We start from the raw sequence: 19395 nt of genomic DNA, 5'->3' as shown, positions 1-19395 counted from the left end.
TCGGCCCTACTCCCGCGACTGCTGGACCGGCATGGTGTCCCACACCGAGACGTCCGCGGAGTCGATCGAGCCGTCCGCGATGGCGCGGGCCGTGGCCTCGAGCGTGACGACGGTCTGCCGGATCAGGTAGCCGTTGCTCTTCTGGCCGAGCACGCGCGAGGGGTCCTCGTGGTCGGACATGCCCCGCATCTCGAACAGCAGGGTGGCGATGCCGTACTGCGACGCGACGCCGTTTCGGGCGATCGTGTCGGCGCTGCCGCCGACGTCGTACATGGCGACGTGGCCCCAGCCGTAGGAGTTCACCGCGTCGTGGACGACGGCGCCGAGCCGCTTGGAGTCCTCGACCACCGCGGGGTCCACGGTGGGGCTGGTCGGGTAGAGGATGGCGCCGGAGACGAGCCGGCCGTCGGCCTCCCGGTCGGTGCCCTGGTGGTGCAGGTCGACCGCGTAGTCGATGTCGTAGGCGGCGAGGACGTTGGTGTGGAGCGCCTGGGTCTCCGGCTGGGACCTCGCCACGTGGTCACGGTTGAGGTCGATCTCGTTGGCGTTGTACCGGGTGAGGTGGCGGTCGCCGGCGGCGAGGTAGCCGTCGAGGGAGAAGTTCACGTCGCCCATCGCGCCGTCGGCGTTGAGCATCGGGACGATGAGGATGTTGACGTCCTGCAGCAGCCCGGCGTTCTTCCCCGTGCCGAGGGACCGGATGAACTCCATGGTGGCCTCGGTGGTGAGCTGCTCGTTGCCGTGCTGCTGCGTGAGGTAGAGGATCGTCGGGTTGTCCGGGTCCGTCAGGTACTTCACGAGGTGGAGGTCGCGGCCCTTGACGCTCTGCCCGATCACCTCCAGCTCCATGGCGTCCTGCCGGGCGTCCTGGTCCTGCAGGAAGGCGACGAGCTCGTCGTAGGTGGTGAGGATCGACGTGTTGACCGTCTCCTTTCCGCCGTAGTTGGGCCCCTCGCCCGCCAGCGCCGGCGTGCAGAGGCCCGCGCCGAGTGCGAGCGAGCCGAGCAGGACGACCGCCGATGCAGACTTCTTCATGCGTGCTCCCCATGGTTCGGACGGTGCCGCGACGGGCGCGGCCGTGGCCCCGGATCCTGCGGGCGGCCCTGCCGCCCCGGCTGCCGGGTGGAGGTCATCGTGGCCCGGGCGGGAGGCGCCGCGGCAGGGGTGCGGTGCGGCCGGTAGGGGACATGGCCGCTAGTGCGCGGCCCCAGGGTGCCCGGCCACGAGGTGCCCGGCCTCACGTCCGTTACCCCTAGTAATTAGCATTGCTAATGACCTAGACTAACTAACCGTATGAGTGAGACGACCGCAGCCCCGCACCGCGCCGACCGGCGCCCCGACCTGGCGACCAACGTGCGCATCGCCGTCCTCCGCCTCTCGCGCCGGCTCCGCACCGAGTCCACGCTCGAGGTGACGGAGGCGCAGCACTCCGTGCTGTCGGCGCTGTACCACCTGGGCCCGATGACGGCCGGGACGCTGGCCGAGCACGACCACGTCCAGCGCCCCTCCATGACCCGCACCATCGCGTCGCTCGAGGAGCGCGGGCTCGTCACCCGGGGGACGGACCCGCGCGACAAGCGCTGCGTCGTCGTCACGCCGACCGAGGCCGGCAACGAGCTCGTCCGGGAGATCAAGCGGCGGCGCAACGCCTGGCTGGACAAGCGCCTGGCGAGGCTCACCCCGGACGAACGGCAGGTGGTCGCCGAGGCCGCGACGATTCTGCGAAGGATGGTGGAGGAGTGAGTCGCACCTTCTACTCGCTGCGGTACTTCAACTACCGCCTGTGGTTCGTCGGCGCCCTGGTGGCCAACATCGGCACCTGGATGCAGCGCGTCGCGCAGGACTGGCTCGTGCTGGCGATCCTCCCCGAGGGCTCGGGCTTCGCCGTCGGCATCGTCACGGGCCTGCAGTTCCTCCCGATGCTCCTGCTCAGCCCGTACGCCGGCCTGCTCGCGGACCGCCTCGACCGCCGCAAGATGCTGATCGCCACCCAGGGCTCCATGGGCCTGCTCGCCGCCGGCCTGGGCGTGCTCGTGCTCACCGAGACGGCGCAGCTGTGGCACGTCTACGTGTTCGCGCTGCTGCTGGGCGTGGTCGCGGCGCTCGACTCTCCCGTGCGCCAGACCTTCGTGGCCGAGATGGTCCCGGCGGCCGACCTGCCCAACGCCGTCGGGCTGAACTCGACGTCGTTCAACGCCGCCCGCCTCATCGGCCCTGGCGTGGCGGGCCTGCTCATCGCGGCCGTCGGGCCCGGCTGGATCTTCATCATCAACGCGGTCTCGTTCGCCGCGACCATCTTCTCCCTGACGCTCATGCGCACCCGCGAGCTCAACCAGCTGCCGCACGCCACCCGGGGCAAGGGTCAGGTGCGCGAGGGGATCGCGTACGTGCGCCGGCGCTCTGACATCATCACGATCCTGGTGGTCGTCGGCGTCGTGGGGGCGTTCGGCCTGAACTTCCAGCTCACCTCCGCCGTCATGGCGCGCGAGGCGTTCGGGCTGGGCGCCGGGCAGTACGGCGTCCTGGGCTCGATCCTGGCGATCGGCTCCCTCAGCGGCGCGCTCATGGCGGCCCGACGGCGGAACCCGCGGGTCGGGCTGGTCATCGCCGCGGCCCTGGCGTTCGGCGTCACCATGGGGCTGCAGGCGCTGATGCCCACCTACGAGCTGTACGCGCTGCTGTGCATCCCCGTCGGGTTCTTCTCGCTGACGATGATGACCGCCGCCAACACGACGGTGCAGATGAGCACCGAGCCCGCGATGCGGGGGCGGGTCATGAGCCTGTACATGATGGTCTTCCTCGGCACCACGCCGCTCGGTGCGCCGATCGTGGGCTGGGTGGCGGAGGCGTTCGGCCCCCGCTGGTCCGTGGGGATCGGTGCGATCGCGTCGATCCTCGTGGCCGTCGTCGCCGCCCTGTGGGCGAAGCGGTCCTGGGACGTGGAGGTGCGCTACTCGCTGCTGCACCGCCCGCACCTGGTCATGACCGGGCCGCGGGAGCGGTTCGCCCGCGAGGCCGAGCGCGCCGAGCGTGAGCAGACCCGTGCGGCGCTCGCGGCGCAGGAAGCCCGCCACGGGAGCGAGACGGCGTAGCTGACGGTGCCGCACGGCGGCACGTCGGTCCCGCGGGCTCTACGGCACGTCGGCCCGGACGTCCTACGGGACGTCCGCCCGGACGTTCTACGGAACGTCCGCCTGGACGAGCGTGCCGGCGCCGCGCCCGCGCAGCGCGCCCTCGTCCGCGCGGACGAAGTACGCGTCGCCCCGCTCGAGGACGGCGGAGTCGGTCCGGGAGCTCACCTCGACGCGGCCGTCGAGGCACACCAGCACCCGCGGCCCGCGGCCGGGGAGCGGGTGGTCCGGGCCGCCGTCGGTGTCGGTGAGGGTGGTGACGGCGAGCTCGAAGTCGTCCACCGGGGCGTAGAACACCCGGGTGGCGCCGTGGAACACCTCGGGCGCGATGCGGATGGGCGGCGCGGCGACGTAGTCGACGCACTCGAGCATCTCCGGCACGTCGACGTGCTTGGGGGTCAGGCCCGCGCGCAGCACGTTGTCCGACGCGGCCATCAGCTCCACGCCCAGCCCGGCCAGGTAGACGTGCACACCGCCGGCCGGCACGAAGAGGGCGTCACCGGGCTGCAGCGTGACCGGGTTGAGCAGCAGCGAGACGACGACGCCGGGGTCGCCGGGGTAGGCGTCGGCCAGCTTCACCACGGTGGTGTCCGCGCGCGGCGACGGCGACCCGTCGGCCAGGCGTCGCGCGCACGCCCGGGCCACCTCGTGGACCGCCTCGGCGGACGGGCGGGTGGCGTCGTCGAGGAGCGAGGTGAACGCGGCCCGGACCCCCTCCGCCGTCGGGTCCGCGCGCAGCATGGCGTGGAGCTCCTGGGCGAGGGGGGCGTCGAGCCCGGCGAGGAGCTCGGCGGCCCGGCGCGGCGCCCGGAAGCCGCACATCGCCCGGAAGGTGGTGAGGGCGAAGACGAGCTCGGGCTTGTGGTTGGGGTCGCGGTAGCTGCGCGTGGGGTCGTCCAACGCGATCCCGGCCGCGGACTCCGCGGCGAAGCGCTCGCGGGCGCGCTCGAGGCTGGGGTGCACCTGCAGCGAGAGCGGCCTCGCGGGCGCGATGAGCTTGAGGAGGAACGGCAGCTCGGGGCCGAAGCGGGAGACGACGTCCTCGCCGAGGGCGCCGACCGGGTCCGCGGCGATGTGCGTGCGCAGGTCCGGCCCGGTCTCGCCGAACGTGGCGGGAAGGCGCGCGGGGGCGTCCGGGTGGGCACCGAACCACAGCTCGGCGACGGGGGAGCCCGTGGGCTGCCGCCCCAGCAGCGAGGGGATGGCGTCGGGCGAGCCCCAGGCGTAGTCCCGCTCCACGCCGACGATGCGCTGCACTCTCTTCATCCCCCTGTCGATGCCGTCCCGGCATCATAGGGAGACCCGGCATCGACGGGGCGAGGGAAGGCGGCGTGGTCCTGGTCACGTGGTCAGAACGCGATGACCACCTTGAGCGGGTCCCCGTCGCGCTCGCGGACCACGCGCAGCGCCTCGGCGATGTCGTCGAGCGGGAACTCGTGCGTGACGAGCTCCTCGCCCCTGAGCCGGCCCATCTCCGCCAGCGCCACGGCCCGCTTGACGTTGTTCCCGCCCTCGCCGCGCGTGGTGTACATGGTGACGTCGTTGCGCACCGCCGCGGTGAGGTCGAACGTGACCGGCTCCGGGTAGAAGGCGACGAAGAGGATCTTCCCGCCCCGGCGCACGGTCTCCACGCACTGCTGCGGCGTGACCGTCGCCCCGGAGGTCTCGATCACGAGGTCCGCGCCGCCGCCGGTCAGCTTCCTCACCGTCTCCACGACGTCGGCCTCACGGCTGTTGACCACGTGGTCCGCCCCGAGCCGCCGGCCCATCTCGAGCCGGCTCGGCCGGGTGCCGACGAGGATGACGTTCCTCGCCCCGAGCTGCTTGCACGCCTGGACCGTCATGAGACCCACGGGGCCGGGCCCGAAGATCACGACGTTGTCGCCGGCGACGTACCCGCCCGTGGCGTCGAGCCCGTACAGGCCGGTGCCCGCGGTGGTGATGAGCACCGCGTCCTTGAAGGAGACGCTCTCGGGCATCTTGTAGACGGAGGCCACGTTGTGCAGGGCGTACTGCGCGAAGCCGCCGTCGGTCGTCATCCCGGAGGCGCGGTGGCCCTTGGCGCGGTTCCCGTAGTTCAGGCAGGCGGTGTACAGGCCCACCAGGCAGTTGTCGCAGCGGCCGCAGCCGTGGTGCGCCTCGATGCACACCCGGTCCCCGGGGGCCACCTCGTCCACGGTCTCCCCGACGGCGAACACGGTGCCGGTCCACTCGTGCCCCGGGGTGTACTCGCCGTACGGGGGAGTGCCGGGGAAGTGGCCGTCGTAGATCTTCAGGTCGGTGCCGCACATCCCGCACATCGCGACCTTCACCAGCACCTCGTCGGGGCCGGGGCGGGGGACGGGCTTGTCGACCACCCGGATGTCGCCCGGCCCGAACAGCACGGCGGCCCGCATCGTGTCGGGGATCTGCTCGTCGGTGCGCCGCCCGGGGGCGGCTGACGTCGTGGTCATCTCTTCACCTCACGGCGGTGGGGGCTCCCACCATGTCGGTCAGGGTCTGCGCCGCGGTCACGGCGAACTCTTCGTCGTTGATGGACAGGTCGAGCAGCGTCAGGGGGATGTCGCTCCTCAGGCGGGCGCTCAGGACGTCCACGAGCGCCTGGTTGGCCGCCGGGTCGTGCAGGATCCCGCCCGGGCTGCCCACGTGGGACCAGCCGCGCAGCGGGACCAGGACGGCGGCCGGGCCCGTGGCGGCGTTGAGCCGGGCGGCCATGAGCTCGCCGACGGCGGCCAGCTCCTCCGCCGTCGCCCGGACGTTGGTGTTGTAGGGGTTGTGGACGTGGGTGGGGCGGCCGCGGTAGCGCTCCGGGATCTCGTCGAGACCGCCGAAGCACAGGTACTCCAGGCCGCCGGGGACGACGACCTGCGGGATGCCGGCCTCGCCCGCCGCCGTCAGGCGGCCCGGCCGCACGGGCGCGTAGATGTCCCGCGGGTGCAGCTCGCCGAGCAGCTCGTGCGTGGTCATGTCGAGCACCGCCTGGATGGTGCCCTGGCGGATCAGGCGCTCCATCGCCGAGCCGCACGCGCCGGAGGCGTGGAACGGCACGATCTCGTAGCCCTGCTCCCGCAGGACGGAGATCGCCCGGACGACGGCGGTCTCGGTGTTCCCGAAGGCGGTCACCGCCACCGCGCTCGCCCGGGGGCGGGCCTCGGCGCGGTGCCGCGCCCCCGCCCGCGCCATCGCGACGATGCCGGCGGCGCAGGTGTCCAGGATCGAGGTGGTGACGATGTTCGGCCCGCCGAGCAGGTCCGCCACGGAGAACTGCATCGCGATGTCGGAGTCCATGACGTACTTGCGCACGTTCCCGGAAGCCACCGTCGAGATCAGCAGCTTCGGCACGCCGACGGGGACCGCGCGCATCGCGATGGACGCCACCGCGGTGCCCTGGTTCCCGCCGACGCCGATCATCCCGTCGAGCCGGCCGCTCTCGTACCAGCGGGTCAGGTGGGCGGCCGCCCCCGCGCCCATGGCCGCCATGGCCTCGTCCCGCGGCCCGGCCCGCAGCCCCGCGACGTCGCGGCCGGCGGCCCCGGCCACGGCCGAGGCGGGCACGGTGGCGAGCGGCTCGTCCGCCGTCGTCAGGCCGATGTCGACGACGACGGGCTCGCCGCCCTCCGCCGCGACCCGGTCCCGGAGGAAGCGGGCCTCCTCCCGCTTGGTGTCGAGCGTCGCCAGGACGGCGACGACCGGCGTCGTCGCGGGCCCGGCGGGCGGGGCGGCGGCCACCTCAGGCGTCCTCGGCCAGCGGCGCGAGGTCCTCGGCGAGGTGGACGTGGTCGTGCGGGGAGAGGGCGACCGCCTGCGCCGCCAGCAGCGCCACCCGCGCGTTGTCCTCCAGGTACTCGGTCCGGTAGTAGGCGGTCCGCAGGTCCGGCCCGACGGCGACCGTGCCGTGCTCGCGCATGAGGGCCACGCGCAGCTCGCCGTCGGAGAAGAGCTCGGTGATCTGGTTGGCCAGGTCCTCCGAGCCGGCCGGCAGCAGGTCCACCAGGGCGATGCGCCGCAGGTGCCCGCGCGCCGCGGTGTGGACGACCGGCGGGACCCGGTTCGCGACCGCGAACGCCACCGCGTACGGCGGGTGCTGGTGGACCACCGCCCCGACGTCGGGCCGGGCCCGGTAGATCGCCGAGTGCCACCGCCACTCCTTCGACGGCTGCCGCCCGGGCTCGAGGACCTCCCCGTCCAGCGTCATCACGGCGGTGTCCGCGGTGTCCATGTCGCCCTGGCAGCAGCCGGTCGTCTTGATGAGCAGCAGGTCGGTGCCCGGGACGCGCAGGCTGTTGTTCCCGCTCACCCCCGGCACCAGGCCCCGCTCGTAGCACCGGCGCGAGACCGCGACGAGCTCCTCGCGCAGCAGCCTCAGGAGCCGCGGGTCGACGGCGTCGAGCGGGCTCTGTCCGGCCATGTGCACACCTCCTCGGTGCTCGGCCCCGCCGGTTCAGGCGCGCTCGGGGTAGTCGCTGTACGCGACCTCGACCTCGAACTTGCGCACCTCCTCGACGTAGGCGCCGAGGTGGTCGGCCATCCGCTCGAACATCGCCAGGCCCTTCTCCTTCGTGGCGCGGAAGGGGTTGCCGATGGTGGCGGTGTCGGAGTACTCGTGGTGGTCCATCGGGACCCAGATGTTCTCCGAGTTCTGGAACTTCACGGTGCCCACGCCGTCGATCTTGGAGAACGAGCCGCCCATGTAGGCCGGGGCGTGGGCGCGGTCCTCTACCGCGCGCTCCATGTGGACGAGCCCGTCCGCCGTCGCCATGAGGCAGGACGTCTCGAGCTCGGAGGAGTGCCAGCCGGGTGTCTCCTCCGGCGGGTTCTCGAAGAGGTCCGCGACGACGTTGGCCTCACGCTCGGTCGGCGTCTTGTAGAAGGAGATGTACGCGCCGGTCTGGTAGCGCAGCTGGCGCATCACCTCGTCGATCGGCTTGGTGTTGGAGCCGTGGTGGCTGACGAAGATGACCTTCTTGACGCCGTGGTAGATGAGGCTGCGGGCCACGTCGTTGAGCACCCGCCGGTAGGTCTCCGCCTGGAGCGTGATGGTCCCGGCGCCCTCCTCGTTGCGGCCCATGTGGTGCGGGGAGTAGCCGAACGGCTCCAGCGGCGTGAACAGGACGTCGTGCTTCTCGGCGGTCCGGTAGACCACCTCCATGGTCACGTAGCTGTCCGTGCCGAGCGGGATGTGGGCGCCGTGCTTCTCGGTGCTGCCCATCGGGACGAGGACGGTGTCCTGCCCCGGCTCCTTCAGCCGCTCGGCGACCTCGGAGAACGACATGCCGAGCATGTTGTGCTTGCGCTCGGAGCTCGCGTCGTTCTTGGCGTAGTCCTTCGTGGTGGACATGTGGATCTTCCCTCTGTCGTCGTTGACTCTCGGGAGACACCACGCGAGCGGTCAGTTGCGCCGCGCGCCGCAGCTCTCCCTGATGACCATCCGCGTACGGACGCGGAGGTGCTGCGGCCGCGCGGGGCGGCCGGATCCGTCGAGCAGGAGGCGCATGGCCTCCGTGCCGAGCCTGTGCGCGGAGACCGAGACGGTGGTCAGTGCCGGTCTGAGGTACTCCGCCATGGGGATGTCGTCGAAGCCGACGAGCGCCACGTCGTCCGGGACACGCAGCTGCATGTCCCGCAGGGCGGCCAGCGCCCCGATCGCCATCCGGTCGCTCGCCGCGAAGATGGCCGACGGCGGAGCGGCCGCGTGCATGAGCCGCCGGGTCGCGTCGTACCCGCCGGCCTCGGTGTAGCCGCCGCGCTCGACGTGCTCCGGCCGGTGCTCCACGCCCGCCTCCTTCAGCGCCCGGCGGAAGCCACGCAGGCGCTCGTCGGAGGCGGTGGAGCCGGGGTGGCCGGCCACGTAGCCGATGCGGCGGTGGCCCAGGGCGATCAGGTGGCGCCCCACCTCGTGGCCCGCCTGGACGTTCTCCACCCGGACGGTGGAGAAGCGGCGGGTCGCGCGCCCGATCATGACCACCTCGGTGCCGAGGGCGTCGAGGTCGCGGTCCGGCAGGACCACCTCGTCGCCGCCGCCGATGACCGCGAGGGCGGCCACCCGCTTGGCGAGCAGGGCGTCGATGGTGGCGCTGGCCCGGGCCGGGTCGCGGTCGGTGCTGCAGGAGAGCACCTGGTACCCCTTGGCCCCGGCGACATCCTCGATGCCGCGGGTGACCTCGGGGTAGTAGGGGTTGGACATGTCCGGCGCGATGACGCCGACGAGCCGGCTGTTGCGCTGGGTCAGTCCCTTCGCGATGCCGTTGGGGCGGTAGTTGAGCTTCTCGATCGCCGCGAGGACCTTGGCCTTCGTCTCGGCGCCGATCGGGTAGTCGCCGCCCGAGGCCACCCGCGAGACGGTGGCGACGGAGACTCCCGCCTCGGCCGCGACGTCACGGATGGTGGCAGGCATGGTCCCTCGATTTCTGTAACCGGTTTCTATGACGTCGACCGTAACGACCCGCCGGGAAGGGTGTCAAGGGTCTCGTGGCGGACGAGCTCGGTGAGCGCCCGCCCGTACACCGCGTCCGGCGCCAGGTGGCGCAGGTCCTCGGCGAGGCACTCGGCCAGGCTGCGCAGGGGGAGCAGGACGGTCTGGTCGGGGGAGCCGGGCAGGTGCAGCGTCGCCGTCGTGCCGTCCGGCTCCCGGCCGAGGGTGACGGCGCCCGCGCCGGTCTCCAGGCCCACCTCCGAGATGCTGCTCGAGCGCAGCGTCCGGGTGTGCACCGCGCAGCCGAGACTGCTGGCCAGCCAGCCCGCCACGAGGTCGACCGTGGGGCGCAGGCCCTGGCCCGCCACCCAGGCCGCCCGGACGTCCTCCACGGCCACCAGGTCCAGTGCGGACGCGAGCTGGGCCCGCCACGGAGTGCTCCGCGCCCACGACAGGTCGGTGTCGCCGGGCGTGTAGACGCGCGCCATCCTACGGATGGTGGCCGCGGGGTCGGTCGAGGAGAGGCTGTCGGTGATGCGTCGCTGCGCGAGGGCGCCGACCGGGTCCTTGGCCGGTGCGGGCGGCGGGTCGGCCGGCCACCACACCACGGTCGGCGCGTCCGGCAGCAGCAGCGGCGCGACCAGCGTGTCCGCCGCCACCGCCGCGCGCCCGCCGGCGCGCAGGACCACGATCTCGCCCGCCCCGGCGTCGTGACCCACACGGATCTCGGCGGCGAGGCCGTCCGGCGCAGCGCGGTCCGTGACGAGGGCGACGATGCGGCTCGGGTGCTCCAGGGAGGCCGTCCGGGCCGCGGCGAGCGCGCCCGTCAGCCTCTCCTCCGTCGTCGGGACCACGAGGGAGAGGACGTGACCGAGCGCGACCGCCCCACCCTCCGCGCGCAGCCGCACGAGAGTGGCGTCGACGTCGCTCGCCGTCGTGCCGGAAAGGGTGATGATCACGCCGGGCTCCCGTCACCGAGTCGTTGCTCTTGACACTGGAAGGGGTCGTGCCGCACGTTTGTGTAACCGGTTAACTCTAACCGGGTGCTCCGGGGTCCGGCGCACGGCCGGCCTCCTCAGCGACGACGAAGACGCAGGAGGAGCTTTGACCTACAGTCTTGAGGTCGAGGACGTCAACGTCCGTTTCCGCGACCACGTCATCATCGACGGGCTCACCCTGCGGGTGGAGAACGACGAGTTCGTCAGCATCGTCGGCACGTCCGGGTGCGGCAAGACCACCCTCCTGCGCACGATCGGCGGGCTGCTCCCGCAGGCGCAGGTGGGGCGGATGACGCTCCACGGCACGGAACTGCGCACCCCCGAGCCGCGGGCCACGATGGTGTTCCAGCACTTCGGTCTCTTCCCGTGGAAGACGGTCGAGCAGAACATCCGTTACGGCCTGGACGTCCAGGGCAGGTCGAACGGCATGGACGCGCGCGTCGAGCAGCTGCTCGACGTCATGAGCCTGACCGCCGCACGAGACAAGTACCCGTACCAGCTCTCGGGCGGCATGAAGCAGCGCGTCGGTATCGCGCGGGCCCTGTGCCTGGAGCCCGAGCTGCTGCTCCTCGACGAGCCGCTCAGCGCCGTCGACGCCATCACCCGGGAGATCATGCAGCGCGAGGTGCTCGGCATCATCGAGCGCGAGACGCGCACGGCGCTGCTGGTCACCCACGACCTCGACGAGGCGATCATCATGTCCGACCGCATCATCGTCCTCGGCGGCCCCCCGGCGCGCGTCGTGCTGGACGTCCGCTCACCCATGCCGCGCCCCCGGGACATCGACTCGGTGCGCAGCCACCCCGACTACATCCCGCTGCGCTCCCAGCTCTGGGACAGCCTCCAGTCAGGGCGGGTGGCAGCATGACCGGTGCCACGACCCCCGCGGACCGGGACCGGTTCACACCCGCCGACCGGGACGGGTCGGCGGCGACCACGCCGCGTGCCGGCTCGCACAACGGCGCGGCGTCTCACGACGGCGCAGCTTCCTACGGCGGCGCCACCTCGCACGACGGCGAAGGGGCACGGCCCGGCGCGACGCTTGCCGACGGCACCGTCTCGCGGCCGGGTGGGACGGATCCTGCCGGCACGGCGCCGGCGGGCACCGCGCCGGCGGGCACCGCGCCGGGGAGCGCCGGCGCGCCCCACGACATGCTGGCCCACGTCCCGCCGCCGCAGGAGATCAAGGCCCGCCGCACCGTGCGGCTGGGCACGATCTCGAAGAGCCGGAAGCGCGCGATCCGCTACGGCTCGCTGCTCGTCATCCTGATCGCCTGGGAGATCTACGGGCGCAGCGTCAACCCGATCGTCTTCACCTACCCGACGGCGATCGTGCGGGCGTTCTTCGACATGATCGCGGACGGAACGCTGACCGCGGCGCTCGTCGACACGGCGACCGTGCTGCTGATCGGCTCGGTCATCGGCACCGTCGCGGGGGTGGCGCTGGGTCTTCTCGCCGGGCGCAGCGAGGTCGTGCGGCAGGTGATGGACATCCCGATCAACGCCCTCTACGCGCTGCCGGCCGTCGCGCTCATCCCCGTCATCGTGCTGTGGTTCGGGTTCGGGGCCTCGGCGAAGGTTTTCGTCGTCGCGTTCTTCGTGTTCTTCCCCGTCGTCATCAACACCCAGCGCGGCGTGGCCGAGGTCGACCCGGAGCTGCTGGAGGTCACGCGCTCGTTCTGCTCCACCGAGAGCCGCGTCTGGCGCGACCTCCTCCTTCCCGGGGCGCTGCCGTACATCTTCACCGGTATCCGCCTGGCGATCGGCCGTGGGCTCGTCGGCGTCATCGTCGCAGAGTTCTTCACCGCGATCTCCGGTCTGGGCAACCTCATCGTCACCAACGCCAACACCTTCGAGACGGCGCGGATGTTCGTCCCGATCGTCATCCTCTCCCTCATCGGCGTGGTGCTCACCGCCGCGCTGAGCGGCGTGGAGAGACTCCTCGCCCCGTGGCGCCGCGAACGGTGAGAGGCCGTCCCGCTGCGCCTGCTGCCACGAAAACCACACGGAAGTGGGTCTGTCATGAACGACAATCTCGGACGCCGCCGTCGTCGTCGCGTCGTCGCGGCGCTCGCCGCCCCGGTCCTGCTCGCGCTCGCCGCCTGCGGCGGCGGTGGGGGAGGCGGGGCCGCGGGCGGGCCCAGCGGCACCGGCGGCAGCGCCGCCGGCGGGACCACCACCCTGCGCATCGCCATGCCCACCAGCACGACGAGCTTCGCCAACTCCGACGTCGCCGTCGCCGACGCGATGGGGTACTTCGACGACGTCGGCCTCGACGTCAAGATCTCGAACCTCCGCTCGGGGTCCTCGGTGACCACGGGCGTGGTCGGCGGGCAGTTCGACATCGGCGGCGCCAGCATCGAACCGGTCGTCAACGCGTTCGCGGGCGGCGGGGAGGTGAAGGTCATCGGCAGCTACACCGACCGCCTCGAGGTCGAGATGGTGGTGCCCAAGGAGGTCCAGAAGGTGGAGGACCTCAAGGGCAAGCCGGTCGGCATCCAGGAGATCGGCGCCTTCCGCGAGGTGATGACGCGCATGGTGCTGGAGAGCGCCGGCATGAGCCCCTCCGACGTGCAGTACGTCTCCGTCAACGCCAACGCCTACATCGGCGCCCTCGTCCAGGGGCAGATCGACTCGGCCATCCTGCACCCGGAGCAGGCGATCGAGGCGAGCAACCAGGACGCCGGCCTGCACTCCCTCGTCAACCTCTACGAGGTGGAGCCCGACTACTTCTACGGCGTCTACTTCGTCGACGCCGGGTGGCTGAAGCAGAACCAGAAGGCCGCCGAGGGGTTCGCCGAGGCGATCACCCGGGCGCACCGCACGATGTACGACAACCGCCAGGACGTGGTGCCCGTCATCGCCAAGGCCACCGGCTTCGACGAGAAGGTCATCGACGGCGCGTGGAAGGTCTACATGGAGGACGTCCAGGCGTACCCGAAGAACGTGGGCCTCGACAAGGACCGGCTCCAGTACACGGTCGAGCGGATGAAGGAGCTCGGCACCCTGCGTGGCGGGCAGGTCCCGGACGTGGAGAAGCTGGTCGACCGTGCGCCCATGGAGGCCGCCGTGAAGAAGCTGGGTGAGGTCCAGGAGCGTTCGTGACAACCCTGGGGCCGCGGCTCGGCGTCCTCGCCGACGACTACACCGGCGCCGTGGACGTCGCCGCGACGCTGCAGGAGTCCGGTGTGCCCGTCGAGCTGCACCTCGGGGTGCCACCGCCCGACCGGGCCTGGGACAGGAGCGAGGTGGTGGTCGTCGGGCTGAGGTCCCGCTCCGTCGACGTCGCGACGGCGGTGGCGTGGTCGGGCGCCGCCGCCTCCTGGCTGGTGGGCCTGGGAACCGCCCAGCTGTTCCAGAAGTACAGCTCGACGTTCGACTCCACCGACGCCGGCAACATCGGCCCGGTCGCCGACGCGCTGCGGGCCGCGCTCCACCGCAGCGTCCCGGACCCGCAGCTCGTGCTCTTCTGCCCGGCGGTGCCGCACTACGGGCGCACCGTCTACCAGGGCCATCTCTTCGTCGGGGACCGGTTGGTCTCCGAGGCGGGGACCCACCCGCTCACGCCCCGTGACGACCCCGACCTCGTGCGTCGGCTGTCCCAGCAGACCGCCGAGCAGGTCGGCCTGCTGCCGCACCAGACGGTGGCCGCGGGCGTCGCCGCCGCGCGGGCTGCGCTGGACCGGCTGGTGGCCCGCGGGGTGCGGTACGTCGTCGCGGACGCGGTGGACGACGGCGACCTCGCCGTGCTCGGGCAGGTCGCCCAGGCGCACCGGCTGGTGACCGGCGCGGTGGGCCTGGCGAGCGCCCTGCTCGCCGGCGGCCGGGAGCTGCCGGAGCCTCGCGAGGGGGCCGAGGCGCCCCGACGCTCGGGGCCGTCGCGGCCGGAGGCGCCGCCCCACGCCCTGCCCGGCGCCTTCGTGGCCGGGAGCTGCACCGTCGAGACGCTCGAGCAGGTGCGCCGCTTCGAGGAGCGGTGGCCGGTGCTGCGGTTCCGGCCCACCGAGGTCGCGGACGGGCGCGACGTCGTCGCGGAGGCGCGGCGGCTCGCTGTGGACCAGCTCGCCGACGGCCCGGTCGGGGTGGCGGCCGGCGCGCCGGCGGACGTCGTCCGCGCCGAGCAGGAGGCGCTCGGCCGTGCTCGCGCGGCCGAGCTGACCGAGCGGACGCTCGGCGAGGTCGCCGAGGCGCTGGTCGAGCTGGGGGTGCGCCGGCTCGTGGCGGCAGGCGGGGAGACCGCGGGCGCCGTCGTGGACCGCTGCGGTATCTCGCGGGCGGCCGTGGGCGCCACCGAGGCGCCCGGCATCCCGTGGTTACGTGTCGACGGCGACGGCGATCCGCTGTGGGTGCTGCTGAAGTCGGGCCCCCTCGGCGATCCCGACCTCCTCCTCCGCGCGCTCGATCCCGCGGGGACTCGCGCCGTCGGCAGCGAGACGGGCACGGTCGACGCCGCGCTACGTCGTCGGACCCGTCGGCCGTCCGTCTGAACGAGAGCCGCGGAGCTCTGAACGAGAGCCGCGGAGCTCGCGCCGAGCGCTCGTGCGTTGACGGTGCCGGGTGATACGCGCGTCCGAAGGCACGCCGGTGACGCCCGCTAACGAGGCCGCCAGCCCTGGTCGTAGCTCGGATGGTCGGCGTAGACGGCGGCGAGCGCGCGGATCGTGGGGCACGGGAAGCCGTCCGTGGTGTCGGCGACGTTGCCGCACGTGAGGCAGCCGTGAAAGCCCCAGATGTCGGAGAGCCCCTGGTGCAGCTCCACGATGGCACGCTTGGCGCGCAGCTCCGCCCGGCCGCGGCGCAGCGCCCCCTCGTCCTGCTGGGCCGAGGTCTCGTCGAGGCGCAGCGACTCCTCGTCCTCGGCGAGGCGGTCGCGCAGGAACTCGGTGACGTTCATCCCCCTGATGGTCTCAGGTGAGCTCGGCGAGCACCTGCGCGGCGGTGGCGACGGCGACGGCCGCGAGCAGCAGCCCGAACGCGAGGGACAGGGTCCGCGGGCGCACGCGGGCAGAGACACGTGCCCCGAGCTGTCCCGCCACGATCGAGGCCGCCGTGAAGGTCGCGACGAGCACCCAGTCGACGTCGGGATGCGTTCCCAGGCGCGCCACGAGCCCGACCGCCGAGTTCACGACGATGACGAGGAGCGACGTCCCCACCGCCGCGCGCATGCCGAACCCGAGCGCCAGGGTCAGCGCCGGGACGACGGCGAACCCGCCGCCGACCCCGAAGAAGCCGGTGAGAACGCCGACCAGGCTCGCCCAGAAGACGATCTGCGCCGCTCGTCGCCAGACAGGCCCCGGAGCTGGAGCGGGCGAGCGGATGGCTGCGGAGGAGCTGGTGCCAGCGGGGGAACCGTCGGCTGCTGGGGAACCGCTGGCAGCTGGGGAACGGGCGGCCGTCGGACCGGTGCTCGTGTCCCGTGGCCGGCGCGCCCGGGCGAGCATGAGCGCCGCGACGACGAGCAGCAGCACCGCGAAACCCGCCATGAGGGTGGTGCCGCCGACGAGCCGCGAGAGCGCCGCACCCGCCACCGTGCCCACCGTGGCGAGCAGCGCGAAGGCCGCCCCCGCCCGCCACCGGACGTTCCCGGCGCGTGCGTGGGGGATGAGGGCGGTCAGCGAGGTGAAGCCGACGATCACGAGCGAGCTCGTGGCCGCGACGTGCGGATCCTGGTCGAGGAGGTAGACGAGGATCGGGACCGTCAGCACCCCGCCGCCACCGCCCAAGGCACCGACGACGAGTCCCACCACCGCCCCGACGACCAGAGGCGTGATCACCCCCGCCACACGACCTCCGACCCAGGTGCGGTCTCACGGCTGCTGGTCGTGGGAGGGCAGGCCATGGCGCCACGGTATCCAGGCGCTCGAGCTGTCGCGCCTGGTGGTCGGGGTCACCGTGGCGTCCTGTGGTTCAAGGACACGCGGGTCCGGTGGTGCGAGATCACGGTCGGGCTCGCCGCGCACCCGGGCGCCGTCGTTGGAAGCTGGCCCCGGGGATTCGCGGGACCGGTCGCGCCGCGCCCCGTTCCCCGGGTGTTCATGATGTTCTTCCACGCGGACGTCGCGCGTCATGCGTTCGGCGCGGCCGGAAGCGGACATGGCCACTTGTGGCCGTCGTAGCGCAGCGTGCAGCGGTGGTGAAGGCACCCGCTCGGCCTCCGGTGCGTCGGCCCGCCGAGCCGCCAGGACTGCTCTGCCGGCCGGCCAGGCGCCCGGCGGCCAGGCGAATCCCGCTTCCCGACGACGACACAGTCTTTTCGGCGACACAGTCTTTTCGCAGTATCCAGGTGGGCCCGCACCGTGCGAGGTCAGCTGGCCGAAATCCCGGCACGCGCAAACCGGCGCGCTGAACGGGACGGGTGCGTGCTGTGCTGGCACGGCTCGCGCTCAGCGCGCACGATCGCGCGCCGCAGGAGTCACGAGCTCTCAGCTGGCACCGATCGCGCTGAGCTGGAACTCGCGAAAATACTGTGTTCGCCGAGCCGCCGAGCCGCCGAGCCGCCGGGCCGCCGGGCCGCCGGGCCGCCGGGCCGCCGGGCCGCCGGGCCGCCGGGCCGCCGGGCCGCCGGGCCGCCGGGCCGCCGAACCGTGCGCGGCGAGTCGCCTCGGACTACGGGCTCGGCTGCGTCGTCGTCCCTTCGCTCTTGCGGCGGAAGGGCCTGGTCGCGGACCTCACGGCCGAGTACGCGACCGCGCCGGCGAGCACCCACGGACCGGCGACGACGATCGGGTCGAGCCACAGGTGCTTGACGTCGGCACGGTTCTGCCCGAACCGGGAGGCGATCGGGCGGTGGCGCAGCTCGGAGAGGACGCCGGTCTGCGTGACCGGGTTGTCCGGCCGCAACGTCAGGAAGGACCTGAGGTGGCTCTCCTGGGCGTCGACACGGTCGGCGGCGAGCAGCAGGAGCCAGTGGGCGGCACGAGCCTCGCTGAAGCGGCGGTAGGCGTACTTCCGGATCACGCCGGAAAGGCCGCGCGGCGGCGCCGACGTCCCGAAGACGGGCGGGAGGAACTTGTGCTCCATCGACCGCTCCCGCGGCCACTTCTCGGGCTGCCGCTCGGGGAAGTCCCAGTGCGCACCGGTGGGCTCGAAGCGCTCACGCGGCACGGACGGCCGGTCGGCGGGGTCGAGGTCGGCGCCCCACCCGGGGATGCGGGCACGCAGCTCCTCGGACGACGGGGCGAGCGCCGGCTTGTCGGCGGTGTAGGTCATCGTGGAACTCCTCTCAGGCGGCGCCAGGCACGATCAGCGGCTTGATGACGCCGTCGAGCTTGGCGGAGAAGATGTGGTACCCCTCGGCGATGTGCTCGAGCGGGATGCGGTGGGTGACGAGCTCGCTGGGCTTGAGGTACCCGTTGCGGATGTGCTCGAACAGGCGGGGCAGCGCTGCCCGGAAGGCTCGGTCGGCCGTCGCTCGATCCGCCGTCGTCCGGGTGCGGCACGGTCGAGGAGGGAACGGATCGGGCGTCGTCCGGGGACGGACGGACCGGCGGCTCAGTCGCGGACGCGGCGGAGGCTGTGGTCTGCGGGGTCCGTCTTCTCGCTGGCCATGGCCTCCAGGCGGGCGAGGTCGTCCGGGTGCAGGTGCGGGGTGTCCCGCAGGGCGTCGAGGAGGAGGTCGATCTGGTCCTGGAGCGCCGGCACGTACTGGTCGAGCCCGTGCTGCTGCACGTGCGAGATGAGCATGCGGAGCACCCGCAGCAGGGCGGCGGCCACGTTGGGCTGGGACGGGGCGGCCTGGCGGAGCTGGTCGAACCCGTGCTCGATGTACTCCTCCTGGTCCAGGTCCCACGGGCGCACCAGGACCCGGCCGTCGTCATGCACCACGGCGCGCGGGAGCGGCGGCACCAGCAGCAGGCGGCGCAGGAGGCTGCCGATGCGCAGGATGATCTCGATCGCGGTGCTCGGGTCGTTGATCGCGGAGCTGAGCGCCCGCAGGCCGATGTCGACCAGCTGACGGATGGCGAAGTCGACGTCCTGCTGCATCGTGCGCGCGTCGCTGATGACGATGTCTCCGCCGACTCGCCGGGCGACCGCCTCGCCGTCGTCCGGCCGCGGCCAGATCAGCACGAGCGGCTCCCCGCGGTGGATGTAGGCGCCGATCCGGGTCTCGAGCCGGACGGTGGTGCCCGGCGGCACGGCGGCGAGCAGACCTTTCGTGTCGACCTGGCTGATCCAGCCGTCGAGCGCCGCCTCGACGGTGAACGCGTCGGGCGGGACGGGGGCCTTCTCGAGCTCGTGGTCCGTGGCCCGCTGCTCCTCCTCGAAGGCCCTCAGCATGGCGTCGATGACGGCGTGGCCCTCGGCCGCGATGTCTCGCGCGACGTGCCCGACCTGCAGCCGGCGGGCGAGGTGGTCGAGGTGGGCGATGATCAGGACGACGGTGACCACCGTGAGCACGACGGCGACGGTCAGGGAGATCCGTGGCGCCGGTTCGCTCGCCTCGCCGCTGATGTTGGGCAGCGTCAGGACGCAGTAGACGAACGTGGACACCAGCATCCCGATGACCACCTGGCTCACCCGGTCGCGGATGAACGAGCGCATCACCCGCGGGGAGAACTGGCTGCTCGCGAGCTGCAGGCTGACGACGGTGAGGGAGAAGACCACGCCGACGGTGGTGATCGTCGCCCCCGCCACGGTGGAGAGCAGCCAGATGGCGGCGTTGCTGCTCATCCCCAGGGTCATCGGGATCGGGTCGGCGCCGAGCGACCTGTCGAGCGCCGCGGCGACGAGCGCGAGGACGATGCCCACCGCCACCAGGAGCAGCGGCAGGAGGAACAGGCTCTCGCGGAACCGGTAGGAGCCGGCGGAGAGCGCGAGCCGCAGGGCCGGCCCCGGACGCCCTCTCATCGCAGAC

Annotated in this window: 18 protein-coding genes and 1 pseudogene; 6 read left to right on the top strand and 13 right to left on the bottom strand. The window is 72.7% G+C overall.

All coding sequences use genetic code 11. The annotated features are described in order from the left end of the window. Positions 1 to 6: 6 nt before the first annotated feature. A complete protein-coding gene (locus tag ATJ97_RS07200; protein ID WP_098483154.1) occupies positions 7 to 1035 on the bottom strand; it encodes a M14 family zinc carboxypeptidase in 1029 nt (342 codons plus the stop codon). A gap of 258 nt (positions 1036 to 1293) precedes the next feature. Between ATJ97_RS07200 and ATJ97_RS07195 the strand changes: the two genes are divergently transcribed. Both ATJ97_RS07195 and ATJ97_RS07190 read left to right on the top strand, forming a co-directional pair. Next, positions 1294 to 1743: a MarR family transcriptional regulator gene (locus ATJ97_RS07195; protein ID WP_098483153.1), complete on the top strand. Its 450-nt coding sequence runs from the start codon at positions 1294 to 1296 to the stop codon at positions 1741 to 1743. Beyond that, positions 1740 to 3092, top strand: a complete 1353-nt coding sequence (locus ATJ97_RS07190; protein WP_098483152.1) for an MFS transporter — start codon at positions 1740 to 1742, stop codon at positions 3090 to 3092. Before ATJ97_RS07195 ends, ATJ97_RS07190 begins: the two co-directional genes overlap by 4 nt. Before the next feature lie 87 nt (positions 3093 to 3179). On the opposite strand, the gene manA is transcribed toward ATJ97_RS07190, so the two are convergent. From manA to ATJ97_RS07155, 7 genes are all read right to left on the bottom strand, one after another. Continuing rightward, positions 3180 to 4388, bottom strand: coding sequence for a mannose-6-phosphate isomerase, class I (gene manA / locus ATJ97_RS07185; RefSeq protein ID WP_098483151.1), 1209 nt, complete (start codon positions 4386 to 4388; stop codon positions 3180 to 3182). A gap of 92 nt (positions 4389 to 4480) precedes the next feature. Beyond that, entirely contained in the window at positions 4481 to 5584 is a 1104-nt protein-coding gene (locus tag ATJ97_RS07180; protein WP_098483150.1) for a zinc-dependent alcohol dehydrogenase, read from the bottom strand. A 4-nt stretch (positions 5585 to 5588) separates the two neighbouring features. Further along, positions 5589 to 6860: a Tm-1-like ATP-binding domain-containing protein gene (locus ATJ97_RS07175; RefSeq protein WP_098483149.1), complete on the bottom strand. Its 1272-nt coding sequence runs from the start codon at positions 6858 to 6860 to the stop codon at positions 5589 to 5591. A gap of 1 nt (position 6861) precedes the next feature. Continuing rightward, positions 6862 to 7539 carry a class II aldolase/adducin family protein gene (locus ATJ97_RS07170; protein WP_098483148.1) on the bottom strand — a complete coding sequence of 226 codons (678 nt, stop codon included), beginning with the start codon at positions 7537 to 7539 and terminating at the stop codon, positions 6862 to 6864. Between the two features lie 33 nt (positions 7540 to 7572). Continuing rightward, on the bottom strand, positions 7573 to 8469 hold the full coding sequence (locus tag ATJ97_RS07165; RefSeq protein WP_098483147.1) for a creatininase family protein: 897 nt from the start codon (positions 8467 to 8469) through the stop codon (positions 7573 to 7575). 51 nt (positions 8470 to 8520) lie between these two features. After that, positions 8521 to 9525 carry a LacI family DNA-binding transcriptional regulator gene (locus tag ATJ97_RS07160; RefSeq protein WP_098483146.1) on the bottom strand — a complete coding sequence of 335 codons (1005 nt, stop codon included), beginning with the start codon at positions 9523 to 9525 and terminating at the stop codon, positions 8521 to 8523. A gap of 26 nt (positions 9526 to 9551) precedes the next feature. Then, positions 9552 to 10502: a glucose-6-phosphate dehydrogenase assembly protein OpcA gene (locus tag ATJ97_RS07155; RefSeq protein ID WP_098483145.1), complete on the bottom strand. Its 951-nt coding sequence runs from the start codon at positions 10500 to 10502 to the stop codon at positions 9552 to 9554. A gap of 145 nt (positions 10503 to 10647) precedes the next feature. On the opposite strand from ATJ97_RS07155, the gene ATJ97_RS07150 reads away from it, so the two are divergent. The 4 genes from ATJ97_RS07150 to otnK are packed head-to-tail and all read left to right on the top strand — an operon-like array spanning position 10648 to position 15028. Next, on the top strand, positions 10648 to 11409 hold the full coding sequence (locus ATJ97_RS07150; RefSeq protein ID WP_170037204.1) for an ABC transporter ATP-binding protein: 762 nt from the start codon (positions 10648 to 10650) through the stop codon (positions 11407 to 11409). Next, positions 11406 to 12509, top strand: coding sequence for an ABC transporter permease (locus ATJ97_RS07145; protein WP_170037201.1), 1104 nt, complete (start codon positions 11406 to 11408; stop codon positions 12507 to 12509). The genes ATJ97_RS07150 and ATJ97_RS07145 overlap by 4 nt, the downstream gene beginning before the upstream one ends. A gap of 54 nt (positions 12510 to 12563) precedes the next feature. Continuing rightward, the gene (locus ATJ97_RS07140; protein ID WP_098483142.1) at positions 12564 to 13646 is read left to right on the top strand and encodes an ABC transporter substrate-binding protein; all 1083 of its coding nucleotides are present in this window, start codon (positions 12564 to 12566) and stop codon (positions 13644 to 13646) included. Beyond that, entirely contained in the window at positions 13643 to 15028 is a 1386-nt protein-coding gene (gene otnK, locus ATJ97_RS07135) for a 3-oxo-tetronate kinase (RefSeq protein ID WP_098483141.1), read from the top strand. The genes ATJ97_RS07140 and otnK overlap by 4 nt, the downstream gene beginning before the upstream one ends. Before the next feature lie 107 nt (positions 15029 to 15135). Here otnK and ATJ97_RS07130 read toward each other — a convergent pair whose 3' ends face one another. From ATJ97_RS07130 to ATJ97_RS07110, 5 genes and pseudogenes are all read right to left on the bottom strand, one after another. Then, positions 15136 to 15435, bottom strand: coding sequence for a DUF6221 family protein (locus tag ATJ97_RS07130; protein ID WP_098483140.1), 300 nt, complete (start codon positions 15433 to 15435; stop codon positions 15136 to 15138). Positions 15436 to 15448: 13 nt separating this feature from the next. Beyond that, positions 15449 to 16315 carry a sulfite exporter TauE/SafE family protein gene (locus tag ATJ97_RS07125; RefSeq protein WP_245862235.1) on the bottom strand — a complete coding sequence of 289 codons (867 nt, stop codon included), beginning with the start codon at positions 16313 to 16315 and terminating at the stop codon, positions 15449 to 15451. An 832-nt stretch (positions 16316 to 17147) separates the two neighbouring features. Further along, a complete protein-coding gene (locus tag ATJ97_RS07120) occupies positions 17148 to 17750 on the bottom strand; it encodes a hypothetical protein (RefSeq protein WP_098483138.1) in 603 nt (200 codons plus the stop codon). A 13-nt stretch (positions 17751 to 17763) separates the two neighbouring features. After that, a pseudogene (locus tag ATJ97_RS20295) lies at positions 17764 to 17919 on the bottom strand (glutathione-dependent formaldehyde dehydrogenase); the annotation flags it as partial. 113 nt (positions 17920 to 18032) lie between these two features. Then, positions 18033 to 19388, bottom strand: coding sequence for a DUF2254 domain-containing protein (locus ATJ97_RS07110; RefSeq protein WP_098483137.1), 1356 nt, complete (start codon positions 19386 to 19388; stop codon positions 18033 to 18035). Positions 19389 to 19395: the final 7 nt, after the last annotated feature.

This window comes from Georgenia soli (assembly GCF_002563695.1).
GTDB classification, from domain to species: domain Bacteria; phylum Actinomycetota; class Actinomycetes; order Actinomycetales; family Actinomycetaceae; genus Georgenia; species Georgenia soli.
Note: the sequence above shows the minus strand (reverse complement) of the source record. Positions and strands in the feature narration are given on the sequence as shown.